Below are 25,400 nucleotides of genomic sequence, written 5' to 3'. Positions count from 1 at the left end.
GCCGGAACGCCGCTGTCCGGCCAGGGGACAGCGGCGTTCCGGCCCGGTGTGGTTATGGCAGTGAGGCGACTCCCGGTTCGAGGAAGCGGGAGCCGGTCACGCGCTCCGCGACGCCCGTGCGGTCCAGGTACGGGGCCACACCGCCGAGGTGGAACGGCCAGCCCGCGCCCAGGATCATGCACAGGTCGATGTCCTGCGGGGCCGCGACGACGCCCTCATCGAGCATGATGCGGATCTCCTGCGCCAGCGCGTCGAGCGCCCGCGTGAGCACCTGCTCCTCCGTGGACGGTGACGTGCCGCCCGCGAAGATCTCCACCGCCTCCGGGTCGAGCGTGAAGTCGGGCCGGTACACCCCGGGCTTGCCGGCCGCGACCAGTTTGGCCAGTTTGCCCGACAGCGGGAAGCGGTCCGGGAACGCCTCGTGCAGCGTCTCGTTGACGTGCAGCGCGATCGCGGGGCCGACCAGTCCCATCAGGACGAACGGCGGCATCGGCAGGCCCAGCGGAGCCGCCGCGCGCTCGGCCACGTCGATCGGCGTGCCCTCCTCGACGGTCTGCACGATCTCGGCGAGCATCCGCAGCAGGACGCGGTTGACCACGAACGCCGGGGCGTCCTTGACCAGCACGCAGGACTTCTTCAGCGCCTTGCCGGTCGCGAACGCCGTGGCCAGTGTCGCGTCGTCGGTGCGCTCGCCGCGGACGATTTCCAGCAGCGGCAGCACCGCCACCGGGTTGAAGAAGTGGAAGCCGACGACCCGCTCGGGATGCCGCAGCTTGGCGGCCATCTCCGAGACCGACAGCGACGAGGTGTTCGTCGCCAGCACGCACTCGGGCGAGACCACGGCCTCCACCTCGGCGAAGACCTGCTGCTTGACGCCCATCTCCTCGAAGACGGCCTCGATGACGAAGTCGGCGTCCGCGAACGCCTCCTTGGTCAGCGAGCCGGTCACCAGGCCCTTGAGCTTGGCCGCCTCGTCGGCGGAGATCCGTCCCTTGCCGAGCAGCTTGTCCACCTCGGCGTGCACGTACGCCACGCCCTTGTCGAGCCGCTCCTGGTCGAGGTCGGTCAGCACGACCGGCACACCGAGCCGGCGGGCGAACAGCAGGCCGAGCTGGGAGGCCATCAGCCCGGCGCCGACGACGCCGACCTTCGTCACCGGACGGGCCAGGGCCTTGTCCGGGGCGCCGGCCGGGCGCTTGGCCCGCTTCTGCACCAGGTCGAAGGCGTACAGCCCCGACCGCAGCTCGTCGCTCATGATCAGGTCGGCGAGCGCCTCGTCCTCGGCCGCGAACCCCTCGTCACGCGTACGGTCCTTGGCCGCCGCGACCAGGTCCAGGGCCCGCAGCGGGGCGGGCGCCGCGCCGTGCAGCTTGCCCTCCACCCGCCAGCGCGCCTGGGCGACCGCCTCGTCCCACGCCGCGCCCGTGTCGACCGGCGCGCGCTCGACCGTCACCTCGCCGGTCAGCACGCGGGCCGCCCAGCGCAGTGACTCCTCCAGGAAGTCGGCCGGCTCGAACATCGCGTCGGCGATGCCCAGCTCGTAGGCCTGCGGGCCGCGCAGCATCTTGTTCTGGTTCAGCGGGTTGTCGATGATGACCTTGAGGGCGTTCTCCGCGCCGACCAGGCGCGGCAGCAGGTACGTGCCGCCCCAGCCGGGCACCAGGCCGAGGAAGCACTCCGGCAGCGCCACCGCGGGCACGCCCGAGGAGATCGTCCGGTACGCGCAGTGCAGCGCCACCTCGACGCCGCCGCCCATCGCCGCGCCGTTCACGAACGCGAACGAGGGCACCGCCAGCTCGCCCAGCCGGCGGAACACGGCGTGCCCCAGCCGCGCGATCTCCAGCGCCTGCTCGCGGCCGGTGATCAGCGGCACGCCGTTCAGGTCCGCGCCGACCGCGAAGATGAACGGCTTGCCGGTCACGCCGACGGCCGCCAGGTCGTCACGGGCCGCGACCGCGTCCAGGGCGGCGTTCAACTCCGTCAGGCCGCCCGGCCCGAACGTGCTCGGCTTCGTGTGGTCGAACCCGTTGTCGAGCGTGATCAGCGCCATCGTGCCCGCGCCGTACGGCAACTCGACATCCCGCACGCGAGCGTGCGTCACGACCTCGTCCGAAAAGATCTCGGTAACACTCATCGAGCACCCTCCCAAGCCGTGTTCTCCCAGAGGACCGTTCCGCCCATTCCCATGCCGACGCACATCGTGGTGAGGCCGTACCGGGCGTCCGGGCGCTCCTCGAAGTGGCGGGCGAGCTGCGTCATCAGCCGTACGCCCGAAGAGGCGAGCGGGTGGCCGATGGCGATCGCGCCGCCCCAGGGGTTCACACGGGGGTCGTCGTCGGCGATCTTGAAGTGGTCGAGGAAGGCGAGCACCTGCACCGCGAACGCCTCGTTGATCTCGATCAGGCCGATGTCGTCCATGGTCAGCGAGTTGCGGGCGAGCAGCTTCTCGGTGGCCGGGACCGGGCCGATGCCCATGACCTCCGGCTCGACGCCGGCGAACGAGTAGTCGACGAGCCGCATCCGCGCGGTCAGGCCCAGCTCGGCGGCGACCTCCTCGGCCGCGACGACGCAGCCCGTGGCGCCGTCGTTGAGCCCGGCGGCGTTGCCGGCCGTGACGCGGCCGTGCGGGCGGAACGGCGTCTTCAGCGCGGCCAGGTTCTCCATGGTCGTGCCGGGACGCGGCGGCTCGTCGCGCGTCGCGAGGCCGTACCCCTTCTCGCCGGACCGGATCGCCATCGGCACGAGGTCCTGCTGGAACCGGCCGGCCTCGTACGCCTCGGCGACCTTCTGCTGGCTCCGCACCGCGTACGCGTCGGCGCGCTCCTTGGTGATCTGCGGGTACCGGTCGTGCAGGTTCTCCGCGGTCATGCCCATGATCAGCGCGGATCCGTCGACGAGCTTCTCGGCGAGGAACCGCGGGTTGGGGTCGACGCCCTCGCCCATGGGGTGGCGGCCCATGTGCTCGACCCCACCGGCGATGGCCACGTCGTACGCGCCGAACGCGATGCCGCCGGCGACCGTCGTGACGGCGGTCATCGCGCCCGCGCACATGCGGTCGATGGCGTACCCGGGGACGCTCTTGGGCAACCCGGCCAGCACCGCGGCCGAACGGCCGATGGTGAGGCCCTGGTCGCCGATCTGGGTGGTCGCCGCGATGGCGACCTCGTCGATGCGCTCGGCGGGCAGCGAGGGGTTGCGCCTCCGCAGCTCGCGGATCACCCGGACGACGAGGTCGTCGGCGCGGGTCTCGGCGTACAGCCCCTTGGGGCCGGCCTTGCCGAACGGCGTGCGTACGCCGTCGACGAAGACCACGTCACGCGCGATACGAGGCACGGTCGGTCCTCCTTCTGGTGCGGTGCTGATGGGTTCTTACGCCTATAGGTTACTCGCCAGTAACAGCTGGCGCGAAAGCGGGTCTTGCTGGAGACGTGTCCCCGCCGTAGCCTGACCGGAATCACGGGATCGCAGGGAGTGACACGTCAGTGGTGCACGCCAGACCGGAGTACCGCTCCGGCCCCGGACGCTGGGCGGGTCAGGCCCTCAACGTTCCGCTGACCATGGCGAGAAGAGGCCTGCTGTGGCCATGGCGGCCACTGCGCGCCACCCGCCAGCTCACCGCGCTGCTGCACTGGGGCACCACGCTGGCCGGCGGCCTGGCCGCCGCGACGGCGCGCGACCCCGACCGTACGGCGCTGGTGGACGAGAAGGGTGCGGTGAGCTACGCCGAGCTGCACGATCGCACCGACCGGCTCGCCGTCGCGCTGATCCCCGACTGCCGTGGCCGCCGCCTCCGGGTCGGCGTGCTGTGCCGCAACCATCGCGGCCTGGTCGAGTCGCTGATCGCCTGCAGCAAGCGCGGGGCCGAGGTCGTGCTGCTGGGCACCGGGCTCGGGCGTGGCCAGCTCAACAGCGTGATGCGCGAGCTGTGGGCCGACATCGTCATCGCGGACGCGGAGTTCGCCGACCTGCTGCCGCGCGGCGGCCGCCGGTTCACCAAGGTGACGGCCTGGACGGGGGAGGACGACCGGCCCGGGCCCGGGCCCACCATCGACGAACTGATCGAGGCGACCCCCGCGCCCGCGCTCGAGCCGCCGCCGATCCAGGGGCGCATCGTCTTCCTCAGCTCCGGCACGTCCGGACGGCCGAAGGGCGCGCGCCGCCCGCCGCGGCCGGGGTTCGTGCCGCTCACCGCCATGCTCTCGCGCACCCCGCTGCGCGTCGGTGAGCGGATGCTCATCGAGGCGCCCCTGTTCCACGCGTGGGGCTACTCCTCGTTCCAGCTCGCCCTGGCGATGCGGGGCACCGTCGTGCTCGGGCGGCACTTCGACCCCGAGCGCACGCTGGCGACGATCCAGGAACGCTCCTGCACCACGCTGATCACCGTGCCGATCATGCTGCAGCGCATCCTGGCGCTGCCGGAGCGCACACGCGCGGCGTACGACACCTCATCCCTGCGCCTCACCGCGGTCAGCGGCTCGCGGCTGCCGGGCGATCTGGCCACGGCCTTCATGGACGCCTTCCCGGTCGAGCTGTGCAACGTCTACGGCTCCACCGAGGCGGGCTGGGTGAGCATCGCCACCGGTGCCGACCTGCGCGCGCACCCGCACACCGCGGGCCGCCCGGCGAGCGGCGCGGAGGTGGCGATCCTGGACGCGGATGGGCGCCCCGTGCCGCGCGGCGCCACCGGCCGCATCTACGTCGCGGGCAGCACGCGCTTCGAGGGCTACACGGGCGGCGTGCCGGTGGAGACCCGTGACGGCATGCTCTTCATGGGCGACGTCGGCCACCTCGACGACGAGGGGCTGCTCTACATCGACGGGCGTGCCGACGAGATGATCGTCTCCGGCGGCGAGAACGTCTTCCCGGCCGCGGCCGAGGACGTGATCGCCCGGCTGCCGCAGGTGCGCGAGGTCGCGGTGACGGGGGTGCCGGACGAGGAGTACGGCGAACGCCTGGCGGCCTACATCGTCACGGCACCGGGCGCGCGGCTCGACGCCGACACGGTCCGCGGGCACGTCCGCGAACGGCTGGCCCGGTACGCCGTGCCACGCGACGTCCACTTCCGCGCGCACCTGCCCCGCAACGCGATGGGCAAGGTCGTGCCGCACCGCCTCCCCGAGGCCGCCGGCGCCTGACGGACCGCCCGCCACCGACGGACCTCGGCCGCGCCCGCGGCCGGCCCGCGCCCGCGGTCAGCCCGCGTCGGCGGTCTGCTTCTGCGGCGTGGCCGCGACCGGCGCCTTGGGCGCGCGCAGGAAGAAGAACATCACCGGGATGATGTAGACCACCCACGCGATCGCCTGCGCCACCGTGACCTGCGGGGTCAGGTTGAACACGCCCTGAAGCGCGGTCTGCAGCCACTGGCCGACCTGGCCCAGGCCGGCGAACCAGCTGCTCGGCTCGAAGGCGAGCGTGGTCAGGCCGGGCAGGATCGAGGCCTCCTGCAGGTCGTGGAAGCCGTAGCCGAACACACCGGCGGCCACGATGATGAGGGCCGCTCCGGTGATCGTGAAGAACTTCTTGAGGTTGAGCCGGAGCCCGCCCTGGTAGAGCAGGTAGCCGAGCAGCGCCGCGGTGAGCAGGCCGAGCACGGCGCCGATGATCGGCTCGGTGGAGTTGTCGGCGTTGCTGATGTTGGTCCACAGGAACAGGGCGGTCTCCAGGCCCTCCCGGCCGACGGCCAGGAACGCGACCGCGAACAGCGCCCCACGGCCCATCGACAGCGCGCCCTGCAGCTTGCCCTCCAGCTCGGCCTTCATGAACCGCGCGGTGCGGCGCATCCAGAAGACCATCCAGGTCACGAGGCCGACCGCGATGATCGACAGGATGCCACCGAAGGACTCCTGCGTCTTGAACTGCATCTCGCCGGAGGCGACGCTCAGCGCGATGCCGAAGCCGACGGCGAGCGCGATGGCGGTGCCCACGCCTCCCCAGACCGGTGTCAGCGCGGCGCGGTTGCCCGACTTCACCAGATACGCGATCAGGATGCTGACGACGAGTGAGGCTTCGAGCCCTTCGCGCAGGCCGATGAGGTAGTTGCCGAGCAACAAGGGGGGCGCACCTCCTCTAGGGGGCTCCGGGAGCGGAGCCGGATGTTTCGGGCCTAGGCCATTAGGTAAACCTAACCTAATCGCGATTCTGCGGCCCAGGAGGGGTCGACGCAAGCCCCCGGCCTGTGACGCTTGCGAGTGGATCGTCCAGAGTGGCGAACGATGATCCATTTGGTAGTGCATTGCCGTTGATTTGGTGGGGCCACATGTACCCGAAGCGCCTCTAGAGGGCATAGCGTTTGACATGTGGAGTTTCGGGACGTGATGACTCGCCGTCGGATGCTCGCTCTGGGCGCCGCCGGCCTTGGGGCGCTGGCCGTGGGCGACCACGGCCGAGTGACGACCGTCCCCACCCGGCCCTTAGCGCAGGGACGGGAGCCGGCCCGGTCGGTCCCGCCGGTCAAGAGGAAGAGACCGACACCCGGCCCGCGGCCGGGCGTCATACCCCCGCCCAACGCGCCGGTGCACGCGCGCACCGACGCGGTCCACCGGGTGCACGACGTGTTCCCGACGGCCCCGCCGAACGCCATCGCGCTGACCATCGACGACGGCCCGCAGCCGGAGTGGACGCCGAAGATGCTCGACCTGCTGGCCGAGTTCGAGGTGAAGGCGACCTTCTCCCTCATCGGCATCCAGGTGAAGCAGTTTCCCAAGCTGGCGGAGCGGATCGTCCAGGCCGGTCACCAGCTGTGCAACCACACGATGAACCACCCGCTCTACATCGCCGAGATGTCGCGGAAGAAGGTCGACCGGGAGATCACCGAGGCGCACGACCGCATCGGCGAGGCGACCGGGATCGCGCCGAAGTTCTTCCGCTCGCCCGGCGGCGCCTGGTCGCACGCGGTGTTCCATTCGGCCGCCCGGCACGGCATGATCCCCATCGACTGGGACATCGACCCCCGCGACTGGGCACGTCCGGGCACCGGGCACATCAAGCGCGCGATGCTGAAGGCCAAGGGCGGCGACATCCTGCTCTGCCACGACGGCGGCGGCGACCGCTCAGAGACCATCAAGGCCCTGCGCAAGGTCATCCCAGCGCTGAAGAAACGCGGCCTGACCTTCGTGGCCCTGTGAGCGTGCACAGGCCGATGAGAAGGGGAGCCCCCGGCCGTACGATCAGCACGTGAACTGGCGATCGACCACAGTGGCGGGACTGGTCGACGCGCTGGGTCCCACGCTCCCCGCCGCGGCGTTCGTCGCGGCGATCGCCGCCGACGATGGCGGGTACGCGGTCCGGCTCAGTGACGGCTGCCCGTTGGAGGGCCGCTTCGAGATCGGCTCGACGACCAAGACGTTGACCGGCACCGTCCTGGCCTCGCTCGTCAATGACGGCACCGTGGCCCTCGATGACGAGATCGGCCACTGGCTCGACGCCGGTCCGGGTTCCGACATCACGCTGGGCCAGCTGGCGACGCACACCTCGGGACTACCGCGCCTGTCCCCGAGCCACATCGCCGGCGCGGCCGACCCGTACGACTTCCTGACGGCGGAGGCCGCCGGGCGCGAGCTGCGCCTGACCACCCGCGGACCACGCGGCGTGGAATGGGACTACTCCAACTTCGGCTTCCAGGTGCTGAGCCTGGCACTGGAGCGTGCCGCGAGCATGCCGTTCGGCGCGCTGTTGGAGCAGCGGGTCCTCCGGCCGCTGGGGATGAACTGCTCGGGCGTCGCCGGCCATGGCCGCGGAAGCCGCGTCCAGGGCCACGCGCAGGGAAGTCCGGTCGCGCCCTGGACCCACCACCTCTGGGGCGCGGGCGGCGTCGAGGCCACCGCAGAGGACCTGGCCCGGTACCTGTCGGCCTGCCTGACCCCGCCGGACTCCGCCGTCGGTGCGGCCATCCGCCTGGCTCAGCGACCGCACCACCGGATCGACCCGCTACGGTCGGCCGGACTCGGATGGGCCCTCGGCCCACCCGGCTACCTCGGCCACGATGGTGGCACATCCGGCTTCCGCGCGATGCTCGGGATCAAACAGCCCGCCTGCCGGGCCGCGGGCGTCTTCGTCAACGACCGCGCCGCCCGCGGCCTGCCGCCGGCCGTTCGCCGAGCGCTGGACCGCGAGACCGGCCAGAGCTGAGCCGACCGATCGCGGCGGCCTCACTGGGCGGGGCGTACGGGGCGGGTGTACCAGACGTAAGGGGAGGACAGGTGGTCGATGGTGAAGTTCAGCCGTTCGAGCAGCCGTCTTGAGGCGAGGTTGCTTTCGTGTACCTCGGCGGTCACCCGCCGGCATGACGTGAGGTTCGGTAGCCACTCCACGAGGCCGCGGACCGCTTCGGTGCCGTAGCCGTTCGCGCGCCAGGCCGCGCCCACGCCATAGCCGATCTCCGCCGACCCGTCCGGGCCCGGTGCGTGCTTCAGGCCGCACTCGCCGATCACCATGCCGCGGCGGGCGATCAGCCAGGTCAGCGCGCCAGGGTCCACGGCGGCGCGCATCGCCACGATCGGCGTCGCCGACATGGGCCAGTCGGCGCCGGCGCGTACGCCGGAGTAGTCGCCGTCCGCGAGGTCGCGTGCGGCTCCGGCGGTCAGCGGCCGCAGCTCCAGCCGTGGGGTGCGGATCGCCGCCGAGACCGCCGGCGAACCCTCCTGCGGGTCCTCCGGCAATCCCTCAGGACTCACTCTTGGTCGCCAGCCTGACCAGCGCCTTGGCCAGCGGCTTCGCCGTCAGGGTCACCTGCCACGACCGGGCTCCGAGCGCGGTCAGCACGACGCCGACCGAGTCCTCGGTGATCGTCTCCGGGGGGCTCCACGCCAGCCGCCGTACGGCGTCGGGCTGCAGGAGGTTCTCCGTCGGCATGGTGTGCTCGTCGGCGAGGGCGGCGACCACGGCACGGGTGGCGGTCAGGCGCTCGGCGGCGGCCGGGTCGCGCTCCGCCCAGCGGTGCGCGGGCGGCGGGCCCTCGCCGGGCAGACTGTGCTCGGGCAGTGAGGCGTCCGGCAGCGTACGGCCCTTCTGCACGGCGCGGAACCACGCCGCGGCGTGACGCCGGGGGTTGCGTCCGCGGAACGCCGGCAGCGCGGCCAGGTCGTCGGGCGTACGCGGAAGCTGGAGCGCGGCCTCGACGATGGCCGCGTCGGGCAGGACCCGCCCGGGGGACAGGTCGCGCTCGCGGGCGATCCGGTCGCGCGTCGTCCACAGCTCCCGTACGACCGCGAGGCCGCGGCGGGTGCGGAGCCGGTGGATCCCGGACGTGCGGCGCCAGGGGTCCTGCCGGGGCTCCTTGGGCGGGGCGGCCAGGATCGCGGCGAACTCCTCCTCGGCCCAGGTGAGCTTGCCCGCGTCGTCCAGCTCGGTGCGCAGCGCGTCACGGAGCTCGACGAGGAGCTCGACGTCGAGCGCGGCGTACCGCAGCCAGTCGGCGGGCAGCGGGCGCGTGGACCAGTCGGCGGCCGAGTGGCCCTTCTCCAGGGTGAAGCCCAGCACGGTCTCGACCATGGTGCCCAGCCCCACCCGGGGGTAGCCGAGCAGCCGGCCGGCCAGTTCGGTGTCGAACAGCCGGTCCGGCACCAGGCCGAGCTCCGAGAGGCACGGCAGGTCCTGGGTGGCGGCGTGGAGCACCATCTCGGTGTCGGCGAGCGCGGTGTTCAGCGCGGACAGGTCACAGCAGGGCACGGGGTCGAGAAGGACCGTTCCGGCGCCCTTGCGGCGGAGCTGCACCAGGTAGGCACGCTGGCCGTAGCGGTAGCCCGAGGCGCGCTCGGCGTCGACCGCGACCGGTCCGTCACCGCCGGCGAGCCGCTCGACCGCGGCCGCGAGCGCCTCCGAGGTCTCGCAGACCGGGGGAATGCCTTCCCGTGGTTCGAGGAGAGGTACTACTTCTGCTTCCGACAATCCCACGCGCCTACCGTACGTCGTCAAACACCTGAACCCGGCAGTGAGGTGACTCCTGCCGGCGGCAATCCAGCCGCAAGACACAGAACATCACACCAGGCGTTGATATGCCCGGACATGTTGTCATCTGTCGGCGACCAGGACGCCCGCAGCTCGAGTTCGGTGGTCTCGGGGTCGTCGTTCTTGTCGCCGAAGCTCTCGGAGACCGCCCGGGTGATCGTCCCGGAGGCGGCCTTGTACCCCGCGCAGTGCTGGTCGAGCGCCTCCGTCAGCCAGCTCCAGCCGACCGGGCCGATCAGCGGATCGGCCGCGATCTCCGGCTCCAGGTCGGCGCGGACGTAGGCGACCACGCGGAAGTCGCCGTGCCAGCCGCGCTGGCCCTCGGGGTCGTACAGCAGGATGAGCCGGCCGACGCCCAGCTCGCTGTCGTCGTCGCGGTAGACGGTCGCCATGATCGCCGCGGCGTACGGCGCCAGGCGCTGCGGCGCCGGCATGTCCTCGATCACAAGCTCGGAGCGGGCCGGCTCGGCCTCGACGAACGCGCGCATGGTCTCGACGGCGCGCCGGAACGGCTCCGGCGGGCGCGCGTCCCGGGGAGTCATCGGTCCACCGGGCGATCCGCCGGACGCATGTCCTCCGTGGGGAGATGGGGACGCATGGTACGGGGAGGCCCTAAGCGGCCTGGGAGCGTACGACCACCGGCACCTCGGGAGCGTCGCCGATCACGATCGCCATCCCGCACACCGAGCACATCAGGTCGGGGCAGTCGGCGCCGTGACCGTCGTCGCACGGCGGCTGCTCGAAGACGCGGTCGTCGTCACAGACGGAACAATGACGGGTGAGGGTCATCCGCTGACAGCCTCCCTCAACTCGGCTTCGGGGTGGAGCGTTCACACGCTCGCATGACGTCCGGCACGATCGCGGGATGTCGCTCGGCGTGTCCCGAAGATTCTCATAACGGACGTGCGGCCCTTGTCGCCGTACGGACTTGGGGGTCAGGGCCCGGCCTGCGAGGTTTCGTGGGACCATCCAAGTGTGCCCGACGTCGAGAACCCCCAGAACGGCGCTGCTCCACGGCCCGCCGCCACACCCGGCGGCACACCGGACAACGGCCGCGCGCACCTGCCCGCCGCCCGTCGTGACGGCCCGTTCCTCAACGCGTGCCGCCGTCTGCCGGTGCCGCACACGCCGGTGTGGTTCATGCGGCAGGCGGGCCGGTCGCTGCCGGAGTACCGCGAGGCGCGCGGCACCGTGCCGATGCTCGAGGCGTGCGCGATCCCCGACCTGATCGTGGAGATCACGATGCAGCCGCTGCGCCGCTACGCGGTCGACGCGGCCATCTTCTTCAGCGACATCGTGGTGCCGCTCAAGGCGATCGGCGTCGACCTGGACATCAAGCCGGGCGTCGGCCCGGTGATCGCCGAGCCGATCCGCGACGCCGCTGCGGTCGGCCGCCTGCGCCCGCTGTGGCCGGACGACGTGCCGTACGTCACCGAGGCCGTGCGCTCCCTCGACGCCGAGCTGGGCGACATCCCGCTGATCGGCTTCGCCGGCGGGCCGTTCACGCTGGCCTCCTACCTCATCGAGGGCGGCCCGTCGAAGAACCACGAGCGCACCAAGGCGATGATGTACGGCGAGCCGGAGCTGTGGGCGCGGCTGCTCGACCGCCTCGCCGACATCGCGATCGCCTACCTCAAGGTGCAGGTCGAGGCGGGGGCGCGGGCGATCCAGCTGTTCGACTCGTGGGTCGGCGGCGTGGCGCCGGCCGACTACCGCCGTTCGGTGCTGCCGCACAGCGCGAAGATCTTCTCCGCCCTGGAGGCGTACGGCGTGCCGCGGATCCACTTCGGCGTCGGCACGGGTGAGCTCCTGGGGCTGATGGGCGAGGCGGGCGCGGACGTCGTCGGCGTCGACTGGCGGGTCCCGCTCGACGAGGCCGTACGCCGCGTCGACGCGGGCAAGGCCCTGCAGGGCAACCTCGACCCGGCCGTCCTGCTGGCCCCGTGGGAGGTCGCGGCCGAACGCGCCCGCGAGGTCCTCGCCCAGGGCCGTACGGCGGAGGGCCACGTGTTCAACCTGGGCCATGGGGTCCTGCCGTCGACCGACCCGGGCGTGCTGGCCCGCCTCGCCGACCTGGTCCACGAGGAGTCCGCGGTCCGGGCCGGCACCCGCTGAAAGACGCGCCCGGGGCGGGCGGTCAGGCGGTGCTCGACCGGGACGAGCGGCGGCGGCGCCACAGCCACCAGGCCGGCAGGCCGATCACCACGGCGAGCCCCAGGAACGGCAGGACCCAGCCGACCACGATCGCCACTCCCTTCACGAACACCGCGAACGCGTGCCAGCCCGACGACACGGCGCCCGAGAAGCCCGTCGACCGGTGGTGTTCACGGCGCGTCGGCGTCGTGCCCTCCAGCCGCAGCGTCACGGTGGCGTAGCTCGTCTGGGCGGCCAGCGACTTCTGGCGTGCCTGCAGGGACTCGAGGTCGGACTCCCTGCTCGCGATCTCCTGTTCCAGCCGCACGATGTCGTCGACGTCGGAGGCCTTGGCGAGCAGTTTCCGGAAGGACGCCAGGGTCGCCTTGGCCGACTTGACCCGGCTGTCGACGTCGGCGACCTCCTGGGTCACGTCGTCGGCCTGCTGGCGCAGCGAGACACGGGTGCCGATGCGCGAGGACGCGAGCTGGTCCAGCACGCCCTGGTACCGCGCTGACGGGATCTTGAAGGTGATCGTGGCCGACGGGCGGGAGCCGGGGTTCTCGGTCGCGTTCTCGTTGCCGACATAGCCGCCCGCGGCGGCGACCAGGCTCTTCGCCTGGCCCGCGGCGCGGGCGACGTCGCCGGACCGCATCGTGAGGTCCGCGGTGTAGACGATGGCCTGGGCGGGCGCGAGGCGTACGTTCTGGGCCTGGGCGCCGCCGGCCTGCTTGCCGGGTGCGCGCGCGACGGCGGCGCGGCCGTTCGCGCCGGAGGACGCTCCGCCACTGGCGCCGCCACAGGCCGTGAGGAGCACGAGCGCGGCGGCCGATACGACGATGAACGGTCTCATATGACTGGGACGCCGTGACGTACGTCACCGTTCGCGGCCGGCCGTCGCGATCGGATCACGATGACGACGCGCCCCGGTCACGACGGTGGTCACAGGGCCTCCTTCGTCGAGGGGAACGACCGCGGGAGCGTGCCTTCTGGTTCCCCCGCTCCGCTCGGTCACAGGCGGGTGGTGTGCCGGTCGCGCGGGGGTTCTGGGATCGTGGAGCCATGACCGATGCGCCGATCCGTGCCCATGTCGCCGTCGTCGGCGGCGGGATCGCCGGGCTGACCGCCGCGTACCACGCCGCCAAGGGCGGCGCCCGCGTCACGCTCCTGGAGGGGTCCGCCGACGTCGGCGGCAAGCTCCGTGCCGGCGAGGTCGCCGGCCTGGCGGTGGACGAGGGCGCCGAGGCGATGCTCGCGCGCCGGCCCGAGGGGCTCGAGCTCGTCCGCGAACTCGGCATCGGCGACCGGCTGGCCTTTCCCGGGACGACCTCATCGGCGATCTGGAGCCGGGGCGCGCTCCACGCCATGCCGGCCGGGCACATCATGGGCGTCCCCGCCGACCTGGTCGCGCTGGCCCGCTCCGGCGTGCTGTCGGCCGCCGGGATGGCCCGCGTCCCGCTCGACCTCATGCGCCCCGCGACGCCGCGCGGCGAGGACGTGTCCGTGGCCGGGCTGATCGGCGCGCGGATGGGCGCCGAAGTGGTGGACCGGCTGGTCGAACCCCTGCTGGGCGGCGTGTACGCCGGGCGGGCCGACGACCTGTCCTTCGAGGCGACGATGCCGGGCCTGGCCGACGCCTCGCGCACCCGCAGGTCCCTGATCGCCGCCGCGCGGGCCGTACGCGAGGCGACGCCGGCGAGCTCCGGCCCGGTGTTCACCACGCTCACCGGCGGCATGGGAGCGCTGGCGCAGGCCCTCGCGAGCCGGGTCACCGAGCTGGAGGTGACCCTGCGCACGGAGACGATGGTGCGCGAGCTGCGCCGCGGGCCGGGGGGCTGGCGGCTCACCGTCGGCCCGGCGCGGGAGCCGGAGCTGGTCGAGGCCGACGCGGTGATCCTCGCGGTGCCGGCCCGCACGGCCCGGCGTCTCCTGCGGGAGGAGGTGCCCGCGGCGTCGGCCGAGCTCGGCCGGATCGAGTACGCGAGCATGGCGATCGTCACTCTGGCCTACTCCGCGACGGCGTTCCCCCGGCCACCGCGCCGCAGCGGCTACCTCGTGCCCGCGGTGGAGTCCGAGGGCGTCAAGGCGGTCACGTTCAGCACGACCAAGTGGCCGCACCTCCTCGACGACGCGCCCGGCATGGTGGTCGTCCGCTGTTCGATCGGCCGGTACGGCGAGGAGCAGGTCCTCCAGCGCGCCGACGAGGAGCTGAAGGCCATGGCCATGACCGAGCTGGCCCGGACGACCGGGGTGATCGAGCTGCCCGTCGACTGGCGGGTGACCCGCTGGGGCGGCGCACTCCCGCAGTACTCCGTCGGCCACCTCGACCGGGTCGCGCGGATCCGCGGCGCCGTCGCGAGCGCGCCCGGCCTGGCGGTCTGCGGCGCGGCGTACGACGGCGTGGGCGTCCCGGCGTGCATCGGGTCGGCGCGCGCGGCGGTGGCCCGGGTGATGGGGGATCTGGAGGGTCGGGGAGAATCGGAGAGGACCGGGCAACGCCGGCCGGTGCCGGAACAGAAGGGGAACTGACCGTGAGTGGCGACAAGCCGAAGGCACGCGACCTCAACCAGGTGATCCGCTACACGATGTGGTCGGTCTTCCGGGCGCGGAACCTCGCCGACGCCGACCGCGACGCCGTCGCCCGTGAGGTCGAGGACCTGCTCGAACAGGCCGCGGCCAAGGACGTCACGACCCGCGGTGTGTACGACGTGGCGGGCCTGCGGGCCGACGCCGACTACATGTTCTGGTGGCACGCGGCCTCCTCCGACGACCTCCAGGAGATCTACAACCGGTTCCGCCGTACGACGCTGGGCCGGGCGTCGGAGCCGGTGTGGTCGGTGATGGCGCTGCACCGCCCGGCGGAGTTCAACAAGAGCCACGTCCCGGCGTTCCTCGCCGAGGAACAGGCCCGCGCGTACGTCTGCGTGTACCCGTTCGTCCGCTCCTACGAGTGGTACCTGCTGCCGGACCAGGACCGGCGGGCGCTGCTCGCCGAGCACGGCCGGATGGCGCGGGAGTACCCCGACGTGCGGGCCAACACGGTCTCCTCGTTCGCCCTGGGCGACTACGAGTGGATCCTCGCCTTCGAGGGCGACGAGCTGCACCGCATCGTCGACCTGATGCGTCATCTGCGGGGCTCGGAGACCCGCCGGCACGTCCGCGCGGAGACGCCGTTCTACACCGGTTCCCGCAAGCCGGTCGCCGAGCTCGTCGCAGCCCTGCCCTGAGCGACCCATGGGTTGCGGCCGGTCTCTGGAGGCTTCCGTGAGGGACACAGCCTTGTTCCGCCGGTAAAGAGTTCGCCATCGGCGTCACCTCGGGCACCGGGCGTGCACGAGGATCCGTGACGCGGCGACCGCCGCGGGCCCGGGGGAGCCGGAGGATCAAGGTGAGCGGAGCACGGCGGATAAGGGGGCGGCACGCGCGGGTCGTCGCGCGCATGCCCGGCGCGGTGAGCGCCGTACGCGCGGCCCTGGCGCCGCGCCGCACGCAGGTCGCCGTGGCCGGGGGCACCGGCCTGTTCGTGGCTCTGACCGGCGCGGTGGTCGCGTTCGTCACACTGGTCCCGGGCGACACGCGGCGACCGGACACCGCGCCGAAGGCCGCCGCGGTGAACGTCCTCGGCGACCGGCCCGCCCAGGCGCCGGTCGCGCGGTCGCGCCCCGAGAGTCCGGCGCGGCCCGGCGACCAGGCGGCACTGGCGTTCTACGAGAGGAAGGACCCGGTCCGCGCCGCGCACGTCACCGAGGTGATCTGGACCGGCCCCATGCTGCGCGTCTACACGGACCTGCCCGCCTCCGACGCGAACTCCCGTACGGCCATGGCCCTGTGCGAGATCGCCGCGGCGTACGCCGAGGGCCAGGGCCATCTCCCGGAAGTGTTCGTGCACGCCGACCGGGCGGCCGGCTATCCCGTCCTGGCCAACAAGATGAACGACCGGGACGACTGCCGCCTCGACCGCGTGCCCTGAGAGGCCGGCAGGCGTCGCCCGGACACCCTCCGTCGAACCGCCGCGGGCCCGGCCGCCGCCGGGCCGGGCGCGTCCTCGCGTGGCCTCGCGGCGTTCGCGGTCATTCGGCCGGGGCGAGGGTCAGGGAGACGCTGTTGATGCAGTACCTCTGGTCCGTCGGCGTGGGGTAGCCCTCGCCTTCGAACACATGGCCGAGGTGCGAGCCGCAGTTCGCGCAGCGCACCTCCGTACGGATCATGCCGAGGCTCCGGTCCTCGATGAGCGTGACCGCGTCGGACTCGGTCGGCTGGTAGAAGCTCGGCCAGCCGCAGTGGGAGTCGAACTTGGTCTCCGAGCGGAACAGCTCGGTGTCGCAGGCTCGGCAGCGGTAGACGCCCACCGTCTTGGTGGAGACGTACTCACCGGTCCACGGGGCCTCGGTGCCGGCCTCGCGAAGGACGTGGTACTCCTCGGGCGAAAGCTGGGCCTTCCATTCCTCGTCGCTCTTGCGTATCGCTGTCACACCGAGAACAACGATCGCCGGTGAGGCGTCATTCCACGGCGGAGCCCGACCGGATGTCGGTCCCGGCGGGTACGGTGCGCTTATGGCGTCACCATTCGTGGAGATCGAGGTCGGCGACCGCGTCGTCAAGGTCACCAACCCGGACAAGGTGTACTTCCCGGCCCGGGGAGAGACCAAGCTGGACCTGGTCAACTACTACCTGTCCGTGGGCGAGGGCGTGCTGCGGGCCCTGCGCGAGCGGCCGACCACGCTGGAGCGCTGGCCCGGCGGGGTCTTCGAGGGCGCCAGGCTGTCCACCCGCGCGGACAACCGCGGTGACGCCTTCTTCCAAAAGCGCATACCCAAGAACGCCCCGGAGTGGATCGAGACGGCGCGCATCGCCTTCCCCAGCGGCCGGTACGCCGACGAGCTGTGCCCGGTGCACCTCGCGGACGTCGCCTGGGCGGCCAACCTCGGCACCGTGACGTTCCACCCCTGGCCCGTACGCCGGGTCGACGTCGACCACCCCGACGAGCTGCGCATCGACCTGGACCCGCAGCCCGGCACCGACTTCGACGACGCGAAGAAGATCGCCCTCGGCCCGGTGCGCGACATGCTCGCCGAGCTCGGCTACACCGGCCATCCCAAGACCTCCGGCAGCCGCGGCGTCCACATCTACGTGCGCGTCGAGCCGCGCTGGACCTTCACCGAGGTGCGCCGCTGCGCGCTGGCGTTCGCCCGCGAGGTGGAGCGGCGGATGCCCGACCTGGTCACCGCCAACTGGTGGAAGGAAGAGCGCGGCGAGAAGGTCTTCATCGACTTCAACCAGAACGCCCGCGACCGGACGATCGCCTCGGCCTACAGCGTGCGCCCGAAGCCGCACGCGCCGGTCTCCGCGCCGGTGTCCTGGGACGAGCTGCCCGACGTCGACACCGACGACTTCACGATCGCGACCGTGCCGGAGCGCTTCGCCAAGATCGGCGACCCGCACGCCACCATCGACGACGAGGCGTTCTCCCTGGAGCCGTTGCTGGAGTGGGCCGACCGCGACGAGCGTGACCGCGGCCTCGGCGACATGCCCTACCCGCCGAACTATCCGAAGATGGAGGGCGAGCCCAAGCGCGTCCAGCCCAGCAAGGCCCGCAAGAGCCGGTGACCGCGCCCCGGATCATGGGTCGGGCCCGGGGCTCATGTGGCCGAGCCGCACGATCGTTTGAATGTTCTCGACCGGGTCAGGGCGGCGCGTCCGATTCTTCGGCGTTTCAACGCCCGCGGCCCACCGGACGGTCGAGGACGGCGATGACTCTGACCTAGGAGAACGTGGAGAATGAGACGATGAACCTTCCGGTCAGTCCGCCGGTCGCGCCGATGCTGGCCAAGGCGATCAAGAAGATCCCCACCGGGGACTACAGCTTCGAGCCGAAGTGGGACGGGTTCAGGTCGATCGTTTTCCGTGATCTGGACGACGTCGAGATCGGCAGCCGCAACGAACGCCCGATGACCCGCTACTTCCCCGAGCTCGTCGAGGCGTTCAAGACCCACCTGCCTCCGCGGTGCGTGATCGACGGGGAGATCATCGTCCCGGCACACGACGGCGAGCGCCTGGACTTCGATGCCCTGCTGCAACGGATCCACCCGGCCGCCAGCCGGATCAACCTGCTCGCGGAGCAGACCCCCGCCCATTTCGTCGCGTTCGACCTGCTGGCGCTGGAAGAGGTCGACTACACCGGCCGGCCGTTCGCCGAACGCCGCCGGGCGCTCGAAGGCGCCCTGGCCACGGCGGGATCACCGGTCCACCTGACCCCGGCGACGACCGACCACGGCCTGGCATCGCAGTGGTTCGAGCAGTTCGAGGGAGCCGGGCTGGACGGCCTCGTCGCCAAGCCGCTGGACGGCGTCTACGAGCCGGACAAGCGCGTCATGTTCAAGATCAAGCATGAGCGCACCGCCGATTGCGTGGTCGCCGGTTACCGGGTGCACAAGAGCGGCCCGGACGCGGTCGGCTCGCTGCTGCTCGGGCTGTTCACCGACGCCGGTGACCTGGCCAGCGTCGGTGTGGTCGCCGCCTTCTCCATGGCCCGCCGCCACGAGCTGATGGAAGAGCTCCGGCCGCTGGTCACCACCTTCGACGAGCACCCGTGGAACTGGGCCCGGCAAGAAGCGGGAACGCGCACCCCGCAGGAGGCGGCGGGCAGCCGCTGGAACGCCGGCAAGGACCTGTCGTTCGTGCCCCTGAGGCCCGAACGTGTCGTCGAGGTCCGCTACGACCACATGGAAGGCGTGCGGTTCCGTCACACCACCCAGTTCGTGCGCTGGCGACCTGACCGCGAACCCCGCTCCTGCACCTACGCCCAGCTCGAGGAACCGGTCAACTTCGATCTTGGCGAGGTCCTCTCCACGAAGGCACTGTGAGGCACGGCCGGTGACCGGCGGCCGAGGTGACCGCGGCGGCGGTCACGAGGTCACGTCGGCCGGGTTGGTGGCGAGCACACAGGCGACGGGCGGGTCGAGGTCGAGGGTCTCGACCCGGGGGTGGGTGAAGCCGGCCCGGGTGAGCAGGTCCTGGAGCTCTTGGGCGGCCCGCACCGTGGTGTCCCGGGTGGCGCCGGGACAGCGGGGCTGACTGACGAGCGCGATGCGTCCCGCGGGGCGGAGCAGGCGGCGCAGCTCGCGAAGCCGCTCCACCGAGTCGGGCCAGAACCCCACGGAGTTGACGGCGAGGACGGCATCGAGCGGATCGCCGAAGCTCGGCAACCGCTCCACGGAGGCGTGCGTGAGGTGCACGCGGTGGGCGCGGATGGCGGCGGCGTTGCGACGGGCGGCATGCCGGACCATGGCCTGCGAGTGGTCGATGCCGAAGACGTGGCCCCGGGTGGCGCGGCCGGCGAGCGCGGCGATGGCGATGCCGGGGCCGAAGCCGATCTCGAGCACCCGGTCGGTGGGCCGCACGTCCAGCAACGACACCGCCCAGAGGTTGCGCTGCCGGTTGGAGGGGCGAAGAGCGAACATCCAGCCGTTCGCCCACCCGACGACGCCCCGGGGGCGATGGGCCTGGCCCACCAGATATCTGATCGCGCGTTGCTTGAGAGACGCACCTGCTGTCTGCATGATCGTCAGTCAACGGCTTCAAGTACGCTTGAAGTCAAATGAGCGAGCGGCGTGAGCACGCGCGCCTGGTCTCTTCCCCCGGCGAAGGATGGTCCGTGAGCGAGCGGCTGACGATCGGTGAGCTGGCGAGCCGCGCCGGTGTCGCCACCTCCGCGCTGCGCTACTGGGAGGAGCTCGGCCTGCTGCCGGCGCCGGAGCGGGTCTCGGGCCAACGGCGTTATCCGCCGTCGGCGGTCGGGCTGGTCGGTGTGGTCCTGGCCCTGCGCAACGTCGGTTTCACGCTGCGGGAGGTCAAGGCGTTCGTCGCGTCTCGTTCGCCGGCCGGCGACGGCTGGCGGGAGCTGTACGAACGCAAGCTCACCGAGCTGGACCGACGGATCGCCCAGGCTCAGGCCGCACGCACCGCCATCGCCCACGGCCTGGCCTGCTCGCACGAGAACATCTCCGAGTGCCCCAACTTCGCCAGGGGAGTCGCGGCGATCCTGGCGGGATCTTCTCTCGAAGAGGCCCACGAAGCGGCTCATTCACACTGAGGGCCGGGACGGCCGGCTCGGGTGCGCGCATGGTGATCAAGGCATCACGCATATGTTCGGTCACATTTTGCGACAGGATGGCTGCGTTCGGCTTATCAAATCGCCGTTTTCCAGGAAGACTTGTCCCGGAACGGGAGAGGTCCGGGAGAAGGAGCTGCGTTGGAGATCGCCGCTTTAGTCATGTGGGTGCTCACCGCGGTGGCGGGGCTGCGGCTCCTCGTGCGCTGGCTCGCCGAGGGCGGACTCCGGCGGCAGGGCACCAAGGTCACCCGCTACCCGGCCGTGCTACTCCTCGGCCATCCCACGCTCGCCGTGCTGGCCCTGGCGACCTGGGTGGCGTTCCTGCTGACGCGCAGCTCCGTGTACGCCTGGAGCTCCTTCGGCGGCCTGGTGCTGGTGGCGCTGCTGGGGTTCACCATGTTCACGCGCTGGCTCACCGGTCAGGGCGGCAAGCACGCGCGGGACGGCGAGCAGGTCTTCCCGGTCGTCGCGGTCGTGGCCCACGGGGCGGTGGCGATGCTGACGTTCGTGCTCGTGCTGCTCACCGCCATCACGGTGAGCCGTCATTGAGCCTCCGCAGGAGCAGCAGACCGCGGTCGATCACCTCGATCTCGTCGCGTGCCTTGAGCGGCTCGTGGCCGATGGCCAGGTCGGTGGCCGTGTCGAGGGCGATCTCCCAGCGCTCGCCGTACCCCTCCTCGGGCAGCCGGAAGACGATGCTTTCGGAATGGGCGTTGAACAGCAGGAGGAAGGAGTCGTCGCGCACCCGCTGACCTCGGGTGTCCGGCTCGGTGATGGCGTCGCCGTTGAGGTAGACCGCGACCGCGCGGGCGTACCCGGTGTGCCAGTCCGACTCCGTCATCTCCTCGCCGGCCGGCGTCAGCCAGACGAGGTCGCGCTCGCCGTCGAGGCCGGCGCCGTGCGTACGGCCCTCGAAGAAGCGACGGCGCCGGAAGACCGGATGGTCGCCGCGCAGCGCCGAGACCCGCTGGACGAAGTCGACGAGGTCGCCGTCGGTCCGCCACGGCATCCAGGCGAGCTCGTTGTCCTGGCAGTAGACGTTGTTGTTGCCGCGCTGGGTGCGGCCGAGCTCGTCGCCGTGGGAGATCATCGGCACGCCCTGCGACAGGAACAGCGTGGCGATGAGGTTGCGCTTCTGGCGCATGCGCAGCGCGCGGATCCCCGGATCGTCGGTCTCGCCCTCGGTGCCGTGGTTCCACGAGCGGTTGTCGTCGGTGCCGTCGCGGTTGTCCTCGCCGTTGGCCTCGTTGTGCTTGTGGTCGTAGGAGACCAGGTCGTGCAGCGTGAAGCCGTCGTGGCAGGTGACGAAGTTGATCGAGGCGAGCGGCCGGCGGCCGTCGTCGGCGTACAGGTCGCTGGAGCCGGTCAGGCGCGAGGCGAACTCCGGCAGCACCGGCTCACCACGCCAGAAGTCGCGGACCGAGTCGCGGTACTTGCCGTTCCACTCGGTCCACAGTGGAGGGAAGTTGCCGACCTGGTAGCCGCCCTCGCCGACGTCCCACGGCTCGGCGATCAGCTTGACCTGGGAGACGACCGGGTCCTGCTGCACCAGGTCGAAGAAGGCGGACAGCCGGTCGACGTCGTGGAACTCCCGTGCCAGCGCCGACGCCAGGTCGAAGCGGAAGCCGTCCACGTGCATCTCCAGCACCCAGTAGCGCAGGGAGTCCATGATCAGCTGTAGCGCGTGCGGATGCCGGACGTTGAGGCTGTTGCCGCAGCCGGTGTAGTCGAGGTTGTAGCGCCGGTCGCTGTCGCTGAGCCGGTAGTACGCGGCGTTGTCGATGCCCCGGAAGCTGAGCGTCGGCCCCAGGTGGTCGCCCTCGGCGGTGTGGTTGTAGACCACGTCGAGGATCACCTCGATGCCCGCCTCGTGCAGGGTACGCACCATCGCCTTGAACTCCAGCACCTGCTCGCCGCGCTGGCCGGAGGAGGAGTAGGCGTTGTGCGGGGCGAAGAAGCCGACCGTGTTGTAGCCCCAGTAGTTCGACAGCTCGCGTGCGACCAGCGCGTGCTCGGAGACGAACTGGTGCACCGGCATCAGCTCGAGCGCGGTCACGCCGAGTTCGATCAGGTGGTCGACCATCGCCGGGTGCGCGACGCCCGCGTACGTGCCGCGCCGGCTCTTCGGGATCTCCGGATGCAGCCGCGTGAGGCCCTTGACGTGCGCCTCGTAGATCACCGTCTCGTTGTACGGCGTGCGCGGCGGGCGGTCGTCGCCCCAGTCGAAGAACGGGTTGATCACGACGTTCTTCGGCATGTACGGCGCGCTGTCCGCGGTGTTCAGCTCCGACGGAGCGGCGAAGTGGTAGGAGAAGACCGACTCGTGCCATTTCAGGGAGCCGTCGACCGCCTTGCCGTACGGGTCGAGCAGCAGCTTGGCCGGGTTGCACCGGTGGCCGTACTTCGGCTCGTGCGGCCCGTGGACCCGGTAGCCGTACCGCTGACCCGGCCCGACCCCGAGCACGTACCCGTGCCAGACGAAGCCGTCCACCTCGGGCAGCTCCAGGCGCGTCTCCCGCCCGCGCTGGTCGAACAGGCACAGCTCCACCCGCTGTGCGACCTCCGAGAACAGGGCGAAGTTGGTGCCGGTGCCGTCCCAGCTGGCACCCAGGGGGTACGGCGTTCCGGGCCACACCTCGTGCATCGCTCTCCTCGGCGTACGCGGACAAGACCACATGACAGATGGGTCGATTGTTGCCGCACCCGAAGAAATATGCGAACGGCCGGGCCGGGCGCGTGACACGATCGGGACGTCGTGTGCCCGGTGGTCTTCGTGATACCGGTGGGACCTCCGGGGGCGGTCACTCGTCGTCCGGCGCCGGGCCGTCCGCGGCGGGCGACGCCGGCGCGAGGTGGTCGAGCAGGCGGCGCAGCCCCTCGCCGTAGCGGGCCTCGAACTCCGGAGCGCCGGGTTCGATCCCGAAGAGCCTCCTCGCCACGTGCGGGAACACCACCGGGGCCGCGAGCGCGCCGAGTAGGACCAGCCGTACGGTGGCGGGGTCGAGGTCGGCGGCGAGCTCGCCCCGGCGCTGTCGGCGGCGCATGCCGGCCAGGTCATCGGCGCCGTCGGTGAGGTCGGGCGGCGGTTCGTCGACGCCGGTCAGCCCGCGCCAGGCCAGCAGGCGCATCGGGCGCGGATCGTCGAGGGCGTCGTGCAGGTAGCGGATGAGGTTCTCGGCCAGGGGAAGCCGCGGGTCGGAGAAGGCGTCCTCACGTCGCAGCCAGGCGCGCTGTACCTCGGCGTAGAGCCCCTCCTTGCCCCCGAAGTGGTAGTTGACCAGGTCCTTGCTGACACCGGCCCGTGCCGCGATGTCGCGCACGCGGGCGCCGGCGAACCCCTTGCCGGCGAACTCCTCCAGCGCCGCGTCCAGCAGAAGGCGCCGGGAACGGTCGGCGTCGATCCTGCGCTCCTCCGGAGCGGGAGACCTGCGGCGAGGGGTGTTCGTCACCGGGTCAGCATAGCCCGCCTGCTAGACGGACGGCCGAGGTTGTCAGACGACTGTTTGATATCCTCGGACCGTTGTATAAAGTCTGGCGTGCCGAGGACGCCGACGAACGGATGGAAACGTGGACACGCTCACTGATGCCGAACTGGGCTACCTGGCCTCCCAGACGCTCGGCCGGCTGGCCACCGTGGACGCGAACGGGGCACCGCAGAACAACCCGGTGACCTTCCGCTACAACGCCGGGCTCGGCACCATCGACATCGGCGGGCACGCCATGGGCGCCAGCCGCAAGTTCCGGAACGTGCGGGCGAACGACCGGGTCGCCTTCGTCGTCGACGACATCGCGTCGTTCCGTCCGTGGCGCGTCCGGTGCGTCGAGATCCGCGGCCGGGCCGAGGCGCTGTCCGACCAGGAGCCGCCCATGCCCGGCTTCTCCCGAGAGATCATCCGTGTCCACCCGCACCGGATCATCAGCTTCGGCCTCGATCACGGGCAGGCGGCGGCACCCGGCTCCGGGCGGTAGGGGCCCGGAGACGCGGCCGGGTCAGGCGACCGAGTGCATGATGGTTCCGCTGTAGGCGCCGGCGACCGCCGAGGCAGGGATGGTGATGACGAGGGTGGGCGCCCAGCTGGTGTTGTGGGCCCGGGGTCTTCACTGGCGCTGAACGCGGTGACGGTACTCGACAGCGGGACGCGCTGGGCGGCGGTCGGCCGGCCAACCTTCGGGCCTCAGGTCACGTGCGGGCCGCGAGCCGCTCTGCGGGCAGGTGACGTGCGGCACGGCCGCCGGATTCGTTGACGGGAGCGCTTCACGCCGTTCGGCCTCCGGGATCTCCGGGCGCGGATCGGATACCTGGTCGGCCGAAGAAGCGGATGGGTCCGAGTGTCGTGCGGAGGACTCGCGGCCCGAGCCGACGGAGACGCTCCTCAGGCGCCGGCGTCGATGACGGTGCGCTCGCCGGGTGCGAGGAGCGTGAGCCGGTCGGCGAGACCGGCGTCGGCGAACGCCTTCAGCAGATCGTCGCCACCCTCGGTGAAGTGCTGCCAACTGTCGAAGTGCAGGGGAACCACACGCGGAGCCTGCAGGATGCGTGCGGCCTCGGCCGCCTGCGCGCTGGTCAGCGTGAGGTACGCGTCGCCGACCAGAGCCGTCTTGGCCGCGCCGACGAACGGTATCGCGACGTCGATCCGCGGGAACCGCTCGGCGACGGCCCGTACGACGTCGAGGGAGGCGTTGTCGCCGCTGACGTACACGGTCGCCAGCCCCTCGCCCGCGAGCACGAAGCCGGCCACCTCGCCGACGATGTGCTCGGTGCCGGGCGGCCCGTGGAGGGCGGGCACCCGTGTCACGCGCAGCGTGCCGCCGTCCGGACGTGGCAGGTCCACGTGGTCCCAGAGCGCGACGGCCTCGCACACGCCACCGAGGCGTCCGGCGGCCTCCGCGGTGGTCAGGACGCGTGGCGCCTGGGCGAGGTACGCGCGGCCGGCGTGGTCCAGGTTGTCCACGTGCTGGTCGTGGGAGAGCAGGACGGCGTCGACCGGGCCGATCTGCTCGGGCCGGAGGGCCGTGGGGGCGGTCTTGACGAGCACCCGGCCGGGGCCCATCACATATTCGCGTGGCTCGTCGAAGGTGGGATCGGTGACCATGCGGAGCCCGGCGATCTCGAGGATCGACGTCGGACCGCCGAGCGCATGTACGCCGACCTGCTGAGCGATGTTCGTCATACCGGAGATCATCGGCCGTCCGGCGTCACTCGGTGAGT

25 protein-coding genes are annotated in these 25,400 nt (G+C 71.7%); 12 read left to right on the top strand and 13 right to left on the bottom strand.

The genetic code is table 11. From position 1 onward, the window contains the following. Positions 1–52 precede the first annotated feature (52 nt). Together OG417_RS38665 and OG417_RS38660 are read right to left on the bottom strand one after the other, a co-directional pair. On the bottom strand, positions 53–2,134 hold the full coding sequence (locus tag OG417_RS38665) for a 3-hydroxyacyl-CoA dehydrogenase NAD-binding domain-containing protein (RefSeq protein ID WP_329239869.1): 2,082 nt from the start codon (positions 2,132–2,134) through the stop codon (positions 53–55). Further along, the gene (locus tag OG417_RS38660; protein ID WP_329239868.1) at positions 2,131–3,333 is read right to left on the bottom strand and encodes a thiolase family protein; all 1,203 of its coding nucleotides are present in this window, start codon (positions 3,331–3,333) and stop codon (positions 2,131–2,133) included. The genes OG417_RS38665 and OG417_RS38660 overlap by 4 nt, the downstream gene beginning before the upstream one ends. 149 nt (positions 3,334–3,482) lie before the next feature. On the opposite strand from OG417_RS38660, the gene OG417_RS38655 reads away from it, so the two are divergent. Beyond that, positions 3,483–5,135, top strand: coding sequence for an AMP-binding protein (locus OG417_RS38655; RefSeq protein WP_329239866.1), 1,653 nt, complete (start codon positions 3,483–3,485; stop codon positions 5,133–5,135). A 57-nt stretch (positions 5,136–5,192) separates the two neighbouring features. Here the strand turns inward: OG417_RS38655 and efeU are convergent, their stop codons facing one another. Further along, a complete protein-coding gene (efeU, locus tag OG417_RS38650) occupies positions 5,193–6,050 on the bottom strand; it encodes an iron uptake transporter permease EfeU (RefSeq protein WP_329239864.1) in 858 nt (285 codons plus the stop codon). Positions 6,051–6,512: 462 nt separating this feature from the next. Here efeU and OG417_RS38645 point away from each other — a divergent pair, with 462 nt between their 5' ends. Next, positions 6,513–7,124 carry a polysaccharide deacetylase family protein gene (locus OG417_RS38645; RefSeq protein WP_329239862.1) on the top strand — a complete coding sequence of 204 codons (612 nt, stop codon included), beginning with the start codon at positions 6,513–6,515 and terminating at the stop codon, positions 7,122–7,124. Positions 7,125–7,173: 49 nt separating this feature from the next. Next, a complete protein-coding gene (locus tag OG417_RS38640) occupies positions 7,174–8,127 on the top strand; it encodes a serine hydrolase domain-containing protein (protein WP_329239860.1) in 954 nt (317 codons plus the stop codon). Positions 8,128–8,147: 20 nt separating this feature from the next. Here the strand turns inward: OG417_RS38640 and OG417_RS38635 are convergent, their stop codons facing one another. From OG417_RS38635 to OG417_RS38620, 4 genes are all read right to left on the bottom strand, one after another. Next, positions 8,148–8,672, bottom strand: a complete 525-nt coding sequence (locus OG417_RS38635; protein WP_329239858.1) for a GNAT family N-acetyltransferase — start codon at positions 8,670–8,672, stop codon at positions 8,148–8,150. Beyond that, a complete protein-coding gene (locus OG417_RS38630) occupies positions 8,662–9,885 on the bottom strand; it encodes a ribonuclease D (RefSeq protein WP_329262895.1) in 1,224 nt (407 codons plus the stop codon). Before OG417_RS38630 ends, OG417_RS38635 begins: the two co-directional genes overlap by 11 nt. A gap of 23 nt (positions 9,886–9,908) precedes the next feature. Next, the gene (locus tag OG417_RS38625) at positions 9,909–10,487 is read right to left on the bottom strand and encodes a DUF3000 domain-containing protein (protein ID WP_329239857.1); all 579 of its coding nucleotides are present in this window, start codon (positions 10,485–10,487) and stop codon (positions 9,909–9,911) included. Between the two features lie 70 nt (positions 10,488–10,557). Next, positions 10,558–10,734 carry a hypothetical protein gene (locus OG417_RS38620; protein WP_329239855.1) on the bottom strand — a complete coding sequence of 59 codons (177 nt, stop codon included), beginning with the start codon at positions 10,732–10,734 and terminating at the stop codon, positions 10,558–10,560. 273 nt (positions 10,735–11,007) lie between these two features. Here OG417_RS38620 and hemE point away from each other — a divergent pair, with 273 nt between their 5' ends. Beyond that, positions 11,008–12,060 carry a uroporphyrinogen decarboxylase gene (gene hemE, locus OG417_RS38615; protein ID WP_329262891.1) on the top strand — a complete coding sequence of 351 codons (1,053 nt, stop codon included), beginning with the start codon at positions 11,008–11,010 and terminating at the stop codon, positions 12,058–12,060. Between the two features lie 22 nt (positions 12,061–12,082). On the opposite strand, the gene OG417_RS38610 is transcribed toward hemE, so the two are convergent. Further along, positions 12,083–12,931, bottom strand: coding sequence for a DUF4349 domain-containing protein (locus OG417_RS38610; protein WP_329239853.1), 849 nt, complete (start codon positions 12,929–12,931; stop codon positions 12,083–12,085). A 209-nt stretch (positions 12,932–13,140) separates the two neighbouring features. Between OG417_RS38610 and hemG the strand changes: the two genes are divergently transcribed. The 3 genes from hemG (at position 13,141) to OG417_RS38595 (ending at position 16,048) form a co-directional block, all read left to right on the top strand. Next, positions 13,141–14,607, top strand: a complete 1,467-nt coding sequence (gene hemG, locus OG417_RS38605) for a protoporphyrinogen oxidase (protein WP_329239851.1) — start codon at positions 13,141–13,143, stop codon at positions 14,605–14,607. A 56-nt stretch (positions 14,608–14,663) separates the two neighbouring features. After that, positions 14,664–15,305, top strand: coding sequence for a hydrogen peroxide-dependent heme synthase (gene hemQ / locus OG417_RS38600; RefSeq protein WP_329262884.1), 642 nt, complete (start codon positions 14,664–14,666; stop codon positions 15,303–15,305). Positions 15,306–15,466: 161 nt separating this feature from the next. Continuing rightward, positions 15,467–16,048, top strand: coding sequence for a hypothetical protein (locus OG417_RS38595; protein ID WP_329239849.1), 582 nt, complete (start codon positions 15,467–15,469; stop codon positions 16,046–16,048). Positions 16,049–16,148: 100 nt separating this feature from the next. Here OG417_RS38595 and msrB read toward each other — a convergent pair whose 3' ends face one another. Continuing rightward, entirely contained in the window at positions 16,149–16,550 is a 402-nt protein-coding gene (gene msrB / locus OG417_RS38590; protein WP_329239848.1) for a peptide-methionine (R)-S-oxide reductase MsrB, read from the bottom strand. An 82-nt stretch (positions 16,551–16,632) separates the two neighbouring features. On the opposite strand from msrB, the gene OG417_RS38585 reads away from it, so the two are divergent. Together OG417_RS38585 and OG417_RS38580 are read left to right on the top strand one after the other, a co-directional pair. Then, the gene (locus tag OG417_RS38585) at positions 16,633–17,685 is read left to right on the top strand and encodes a DNA polymerase domain-containing protein (RefSeq protein ID WP_329239846.1); all 1,053 of its coding nucleotides are present in this window, start codon (positions 16,633–16,635) and stop codon (positions 17,683–17,685) included. 179 nt (positions 17,686–17,864) lie between these two features. Continuing rightward, a complete protein-coding gene (locus tag OG417_RS38580; RefSeq protein ID WP_329239845.1) occupies positions 17,865–18,941 on the top strand; it encodes an ATP-dependent DNA ligase in 1,077 nt (358 codons plus the stop codon). A gap of 42 nt (positions 18,942–18,983) precedes the next feature. Here OG417_RS38580 and OG417_RS38575 read toward each other — a convergent pair whose 3' ends face one another. Next, a complete protein-coding gene (locus tag OG417_RS38575; protein WP_329239843.1) occupies positions 18,984–19,637 on the bottom strand; it encodes a class I SAM-dependent methyltransferase in 654 nt (217 codons plus the stop codon). Positions 19,638–19,732: 95 nt separating this feature from the next. Between OG417_RS38575 and OG417_RS38570 the strand changes: the two genes are divergently transcribed. Together OG417_RS38570 and OG417_RS38565 are read left to right on the top strand one after the other, a co-directional pair. After that, positions 19,733–20,170, top strand: a complete 438-nt coding sequence (locus OG417_RS38570) for a MerR family transcriptional regulator (RefSeq protein ID WP_329239840.1) — start codon at positions 19,733–19,735, stop codon at positions 20,168–20,170. A 180-nt stretch (positions 20,171–20,350) separates the two neighbouring features. Beyond that, entirely contained in the window at positions 20,351–20,740 is a 390-nt protein-coding gene (locus OG417_RS38565; RefSeq protein ID WP_329239838.1) for a hypothetical protein, read from the top strand. On the opposite strand, the gene glgX is transcribed toward OG417_RS38565, so the two are convergent. Both glgX and OG417_RS38555 read right to left on the bottom strand, forming a co-directional pair. Further along, entirely contained in the window at positions 20,721–22,835 is a 2,115-nt protein-coding gene (gene glgX / locus OG417_RS38560; RefSeq protein ID WP_329239837.1) for a glycogen debranching protein GlgX, read from the bottom strand. The two genes, OG417_RS38565 and glgX, sit on opposite strands and share 20 nt — an antisense overlap. Positions 22,836–22,992: 157 nt before the next feature. After that, positions 22,993–23,640, bottom strand: a complete 648-nt coding sequence (locus tag OG417_RS38555; RefSeq protein ID WP_329239835.1) for a TetR/AcrR family transcriptional regulator — start codon at positions 23,638–23,640, stop codon at positions 22,993–22,995. Positions 23,641–23,758: 118 nt separating this feature from the next. Here OG417_RS38555 and OG417_RS38550 point away from each other — a divergent pair, with 118 nt between their 5' ends. Continuing rightward, a complete protein-coding gene (locus OG417_RS38550; RefSeq protein ID WP_329239834.1) occupies positions 23,759–24,160 on the top strand; it encodes a PPOX class F420-dependent oxidoreductase in 402 nt (133 codons plus the stop codon). A 404-nt stretch (positions 24,161–24,564) separates the two neighbouring features. On the opposite strand, the gene OG417_RS38545 is transcribed toward OG417_RS38550, so the two are convergent. After that, positions 24,565–25,362, bottom strand: coding sequence for an MBL fold metallo-hydrolase (locus OG417_RS38545; RefSeq protein WP_329239832.1), 798 nt, complete (start codon positions 25,360–25,362; stop codon positions 24,565–24,567). Positions 25,363–25,400: the final 38 nt, after the last annotated feature.

The sequence above is a fragment of the Actinoallomurus sp. NBC_01490 genome (genome assembly GCF_036227085.1).
GTDB classification, from domain to species: Bacteria; Actinomycetota; Actinomycetes; order Streptosporangiales; family Streptosporangiaceae; genus Actinoallomurus; species Actinoallomurus oryzae.
This window is presented reverse-complemented; position numbering and strand designations above follow the sequence as displayed.

Coding starts and splice junctions, on each gene's coding strand:
- OG417_RS38665 (WP_329239869.1), bottom strand. CDS start 2,134: ATGAGTGTTACCGAGATCTTTTCGGACGAGGTCGTGACGCACGCTCGC.
- OG417_RS38625 (WP_329239857.1), bottom strand. CDS start 10,487: ATGACTCCCCGGGACGCGCGCCCGCCGGAGCCGTTCCGGCGCGCCGTC.
- OG417_RS38620 (WP_329239855.1), bottom strand. CDS start 10,734: ATGACCCTCACCCGTCATTGTTCCGTCTGTGACGACGACCGCGTCTTC.
- OG417_RS38610 (WP_329239853.1), bottom strand. CDS start 12,931: ATGAGACCGTTCATCGTCGTATCGGCCGCCGCGCTCGTGCTCCTCACG.
- hemG (WP_329239851.1), top strand. CDS start 13,141: ATGACCGATGCGCCGATCCGTGCCCATGTCGCCGTCGTCGGCGGCGGG.
- hemQ (WP_329262884.1), top strand. CDS start 14,664: ATGTGGTCGGTCTTCCGGGCGCGGAACCTCGCCGACGCCGACCGCGAC.
- OG417_RS38585 (WP_329239846.1), top strand. CDS start 16,633: ATGGCGTCACCATTCGTGGAGATCGAGGTCGGCGACCGCGTCGTCAAG.
- OG417_RS38580 (WP_329239845.1), top strand. CDS start 17,865: ATGAACCTTCCGGTCAGTCCGCCGGTCGCGCCGATGCTGGCCAAGGCG.
- OG417_RS38575 (WP_329239843.1), bottom strand. CDS start 19,637: ATGCAGACAGCAGGTGCGTCTCTCAAGCAACGCGCGATCAGATATCTG.
- OG417_RS38565 (WP_329239838.1), top strand. CDS start 20,351: ATGTGGGTGCTCACCGCGGTGGCGGGGCTGCGGCTCCTCGTGCGCTGG.
- glgX (WP_329239837.1), bottom strand. CDS start 22,835: ATGCACGAGGTGTGGCCCGGAACGCCGTACCCCCTGGGTGCCAGCTGG.
- OG417_RS38545 (WP_329239832.1), bottom strand. CDS start 25,362: ATGACGAACATCGCTCAGCAGGTCGGCGTACATGCGCTCGGCGGTCCG.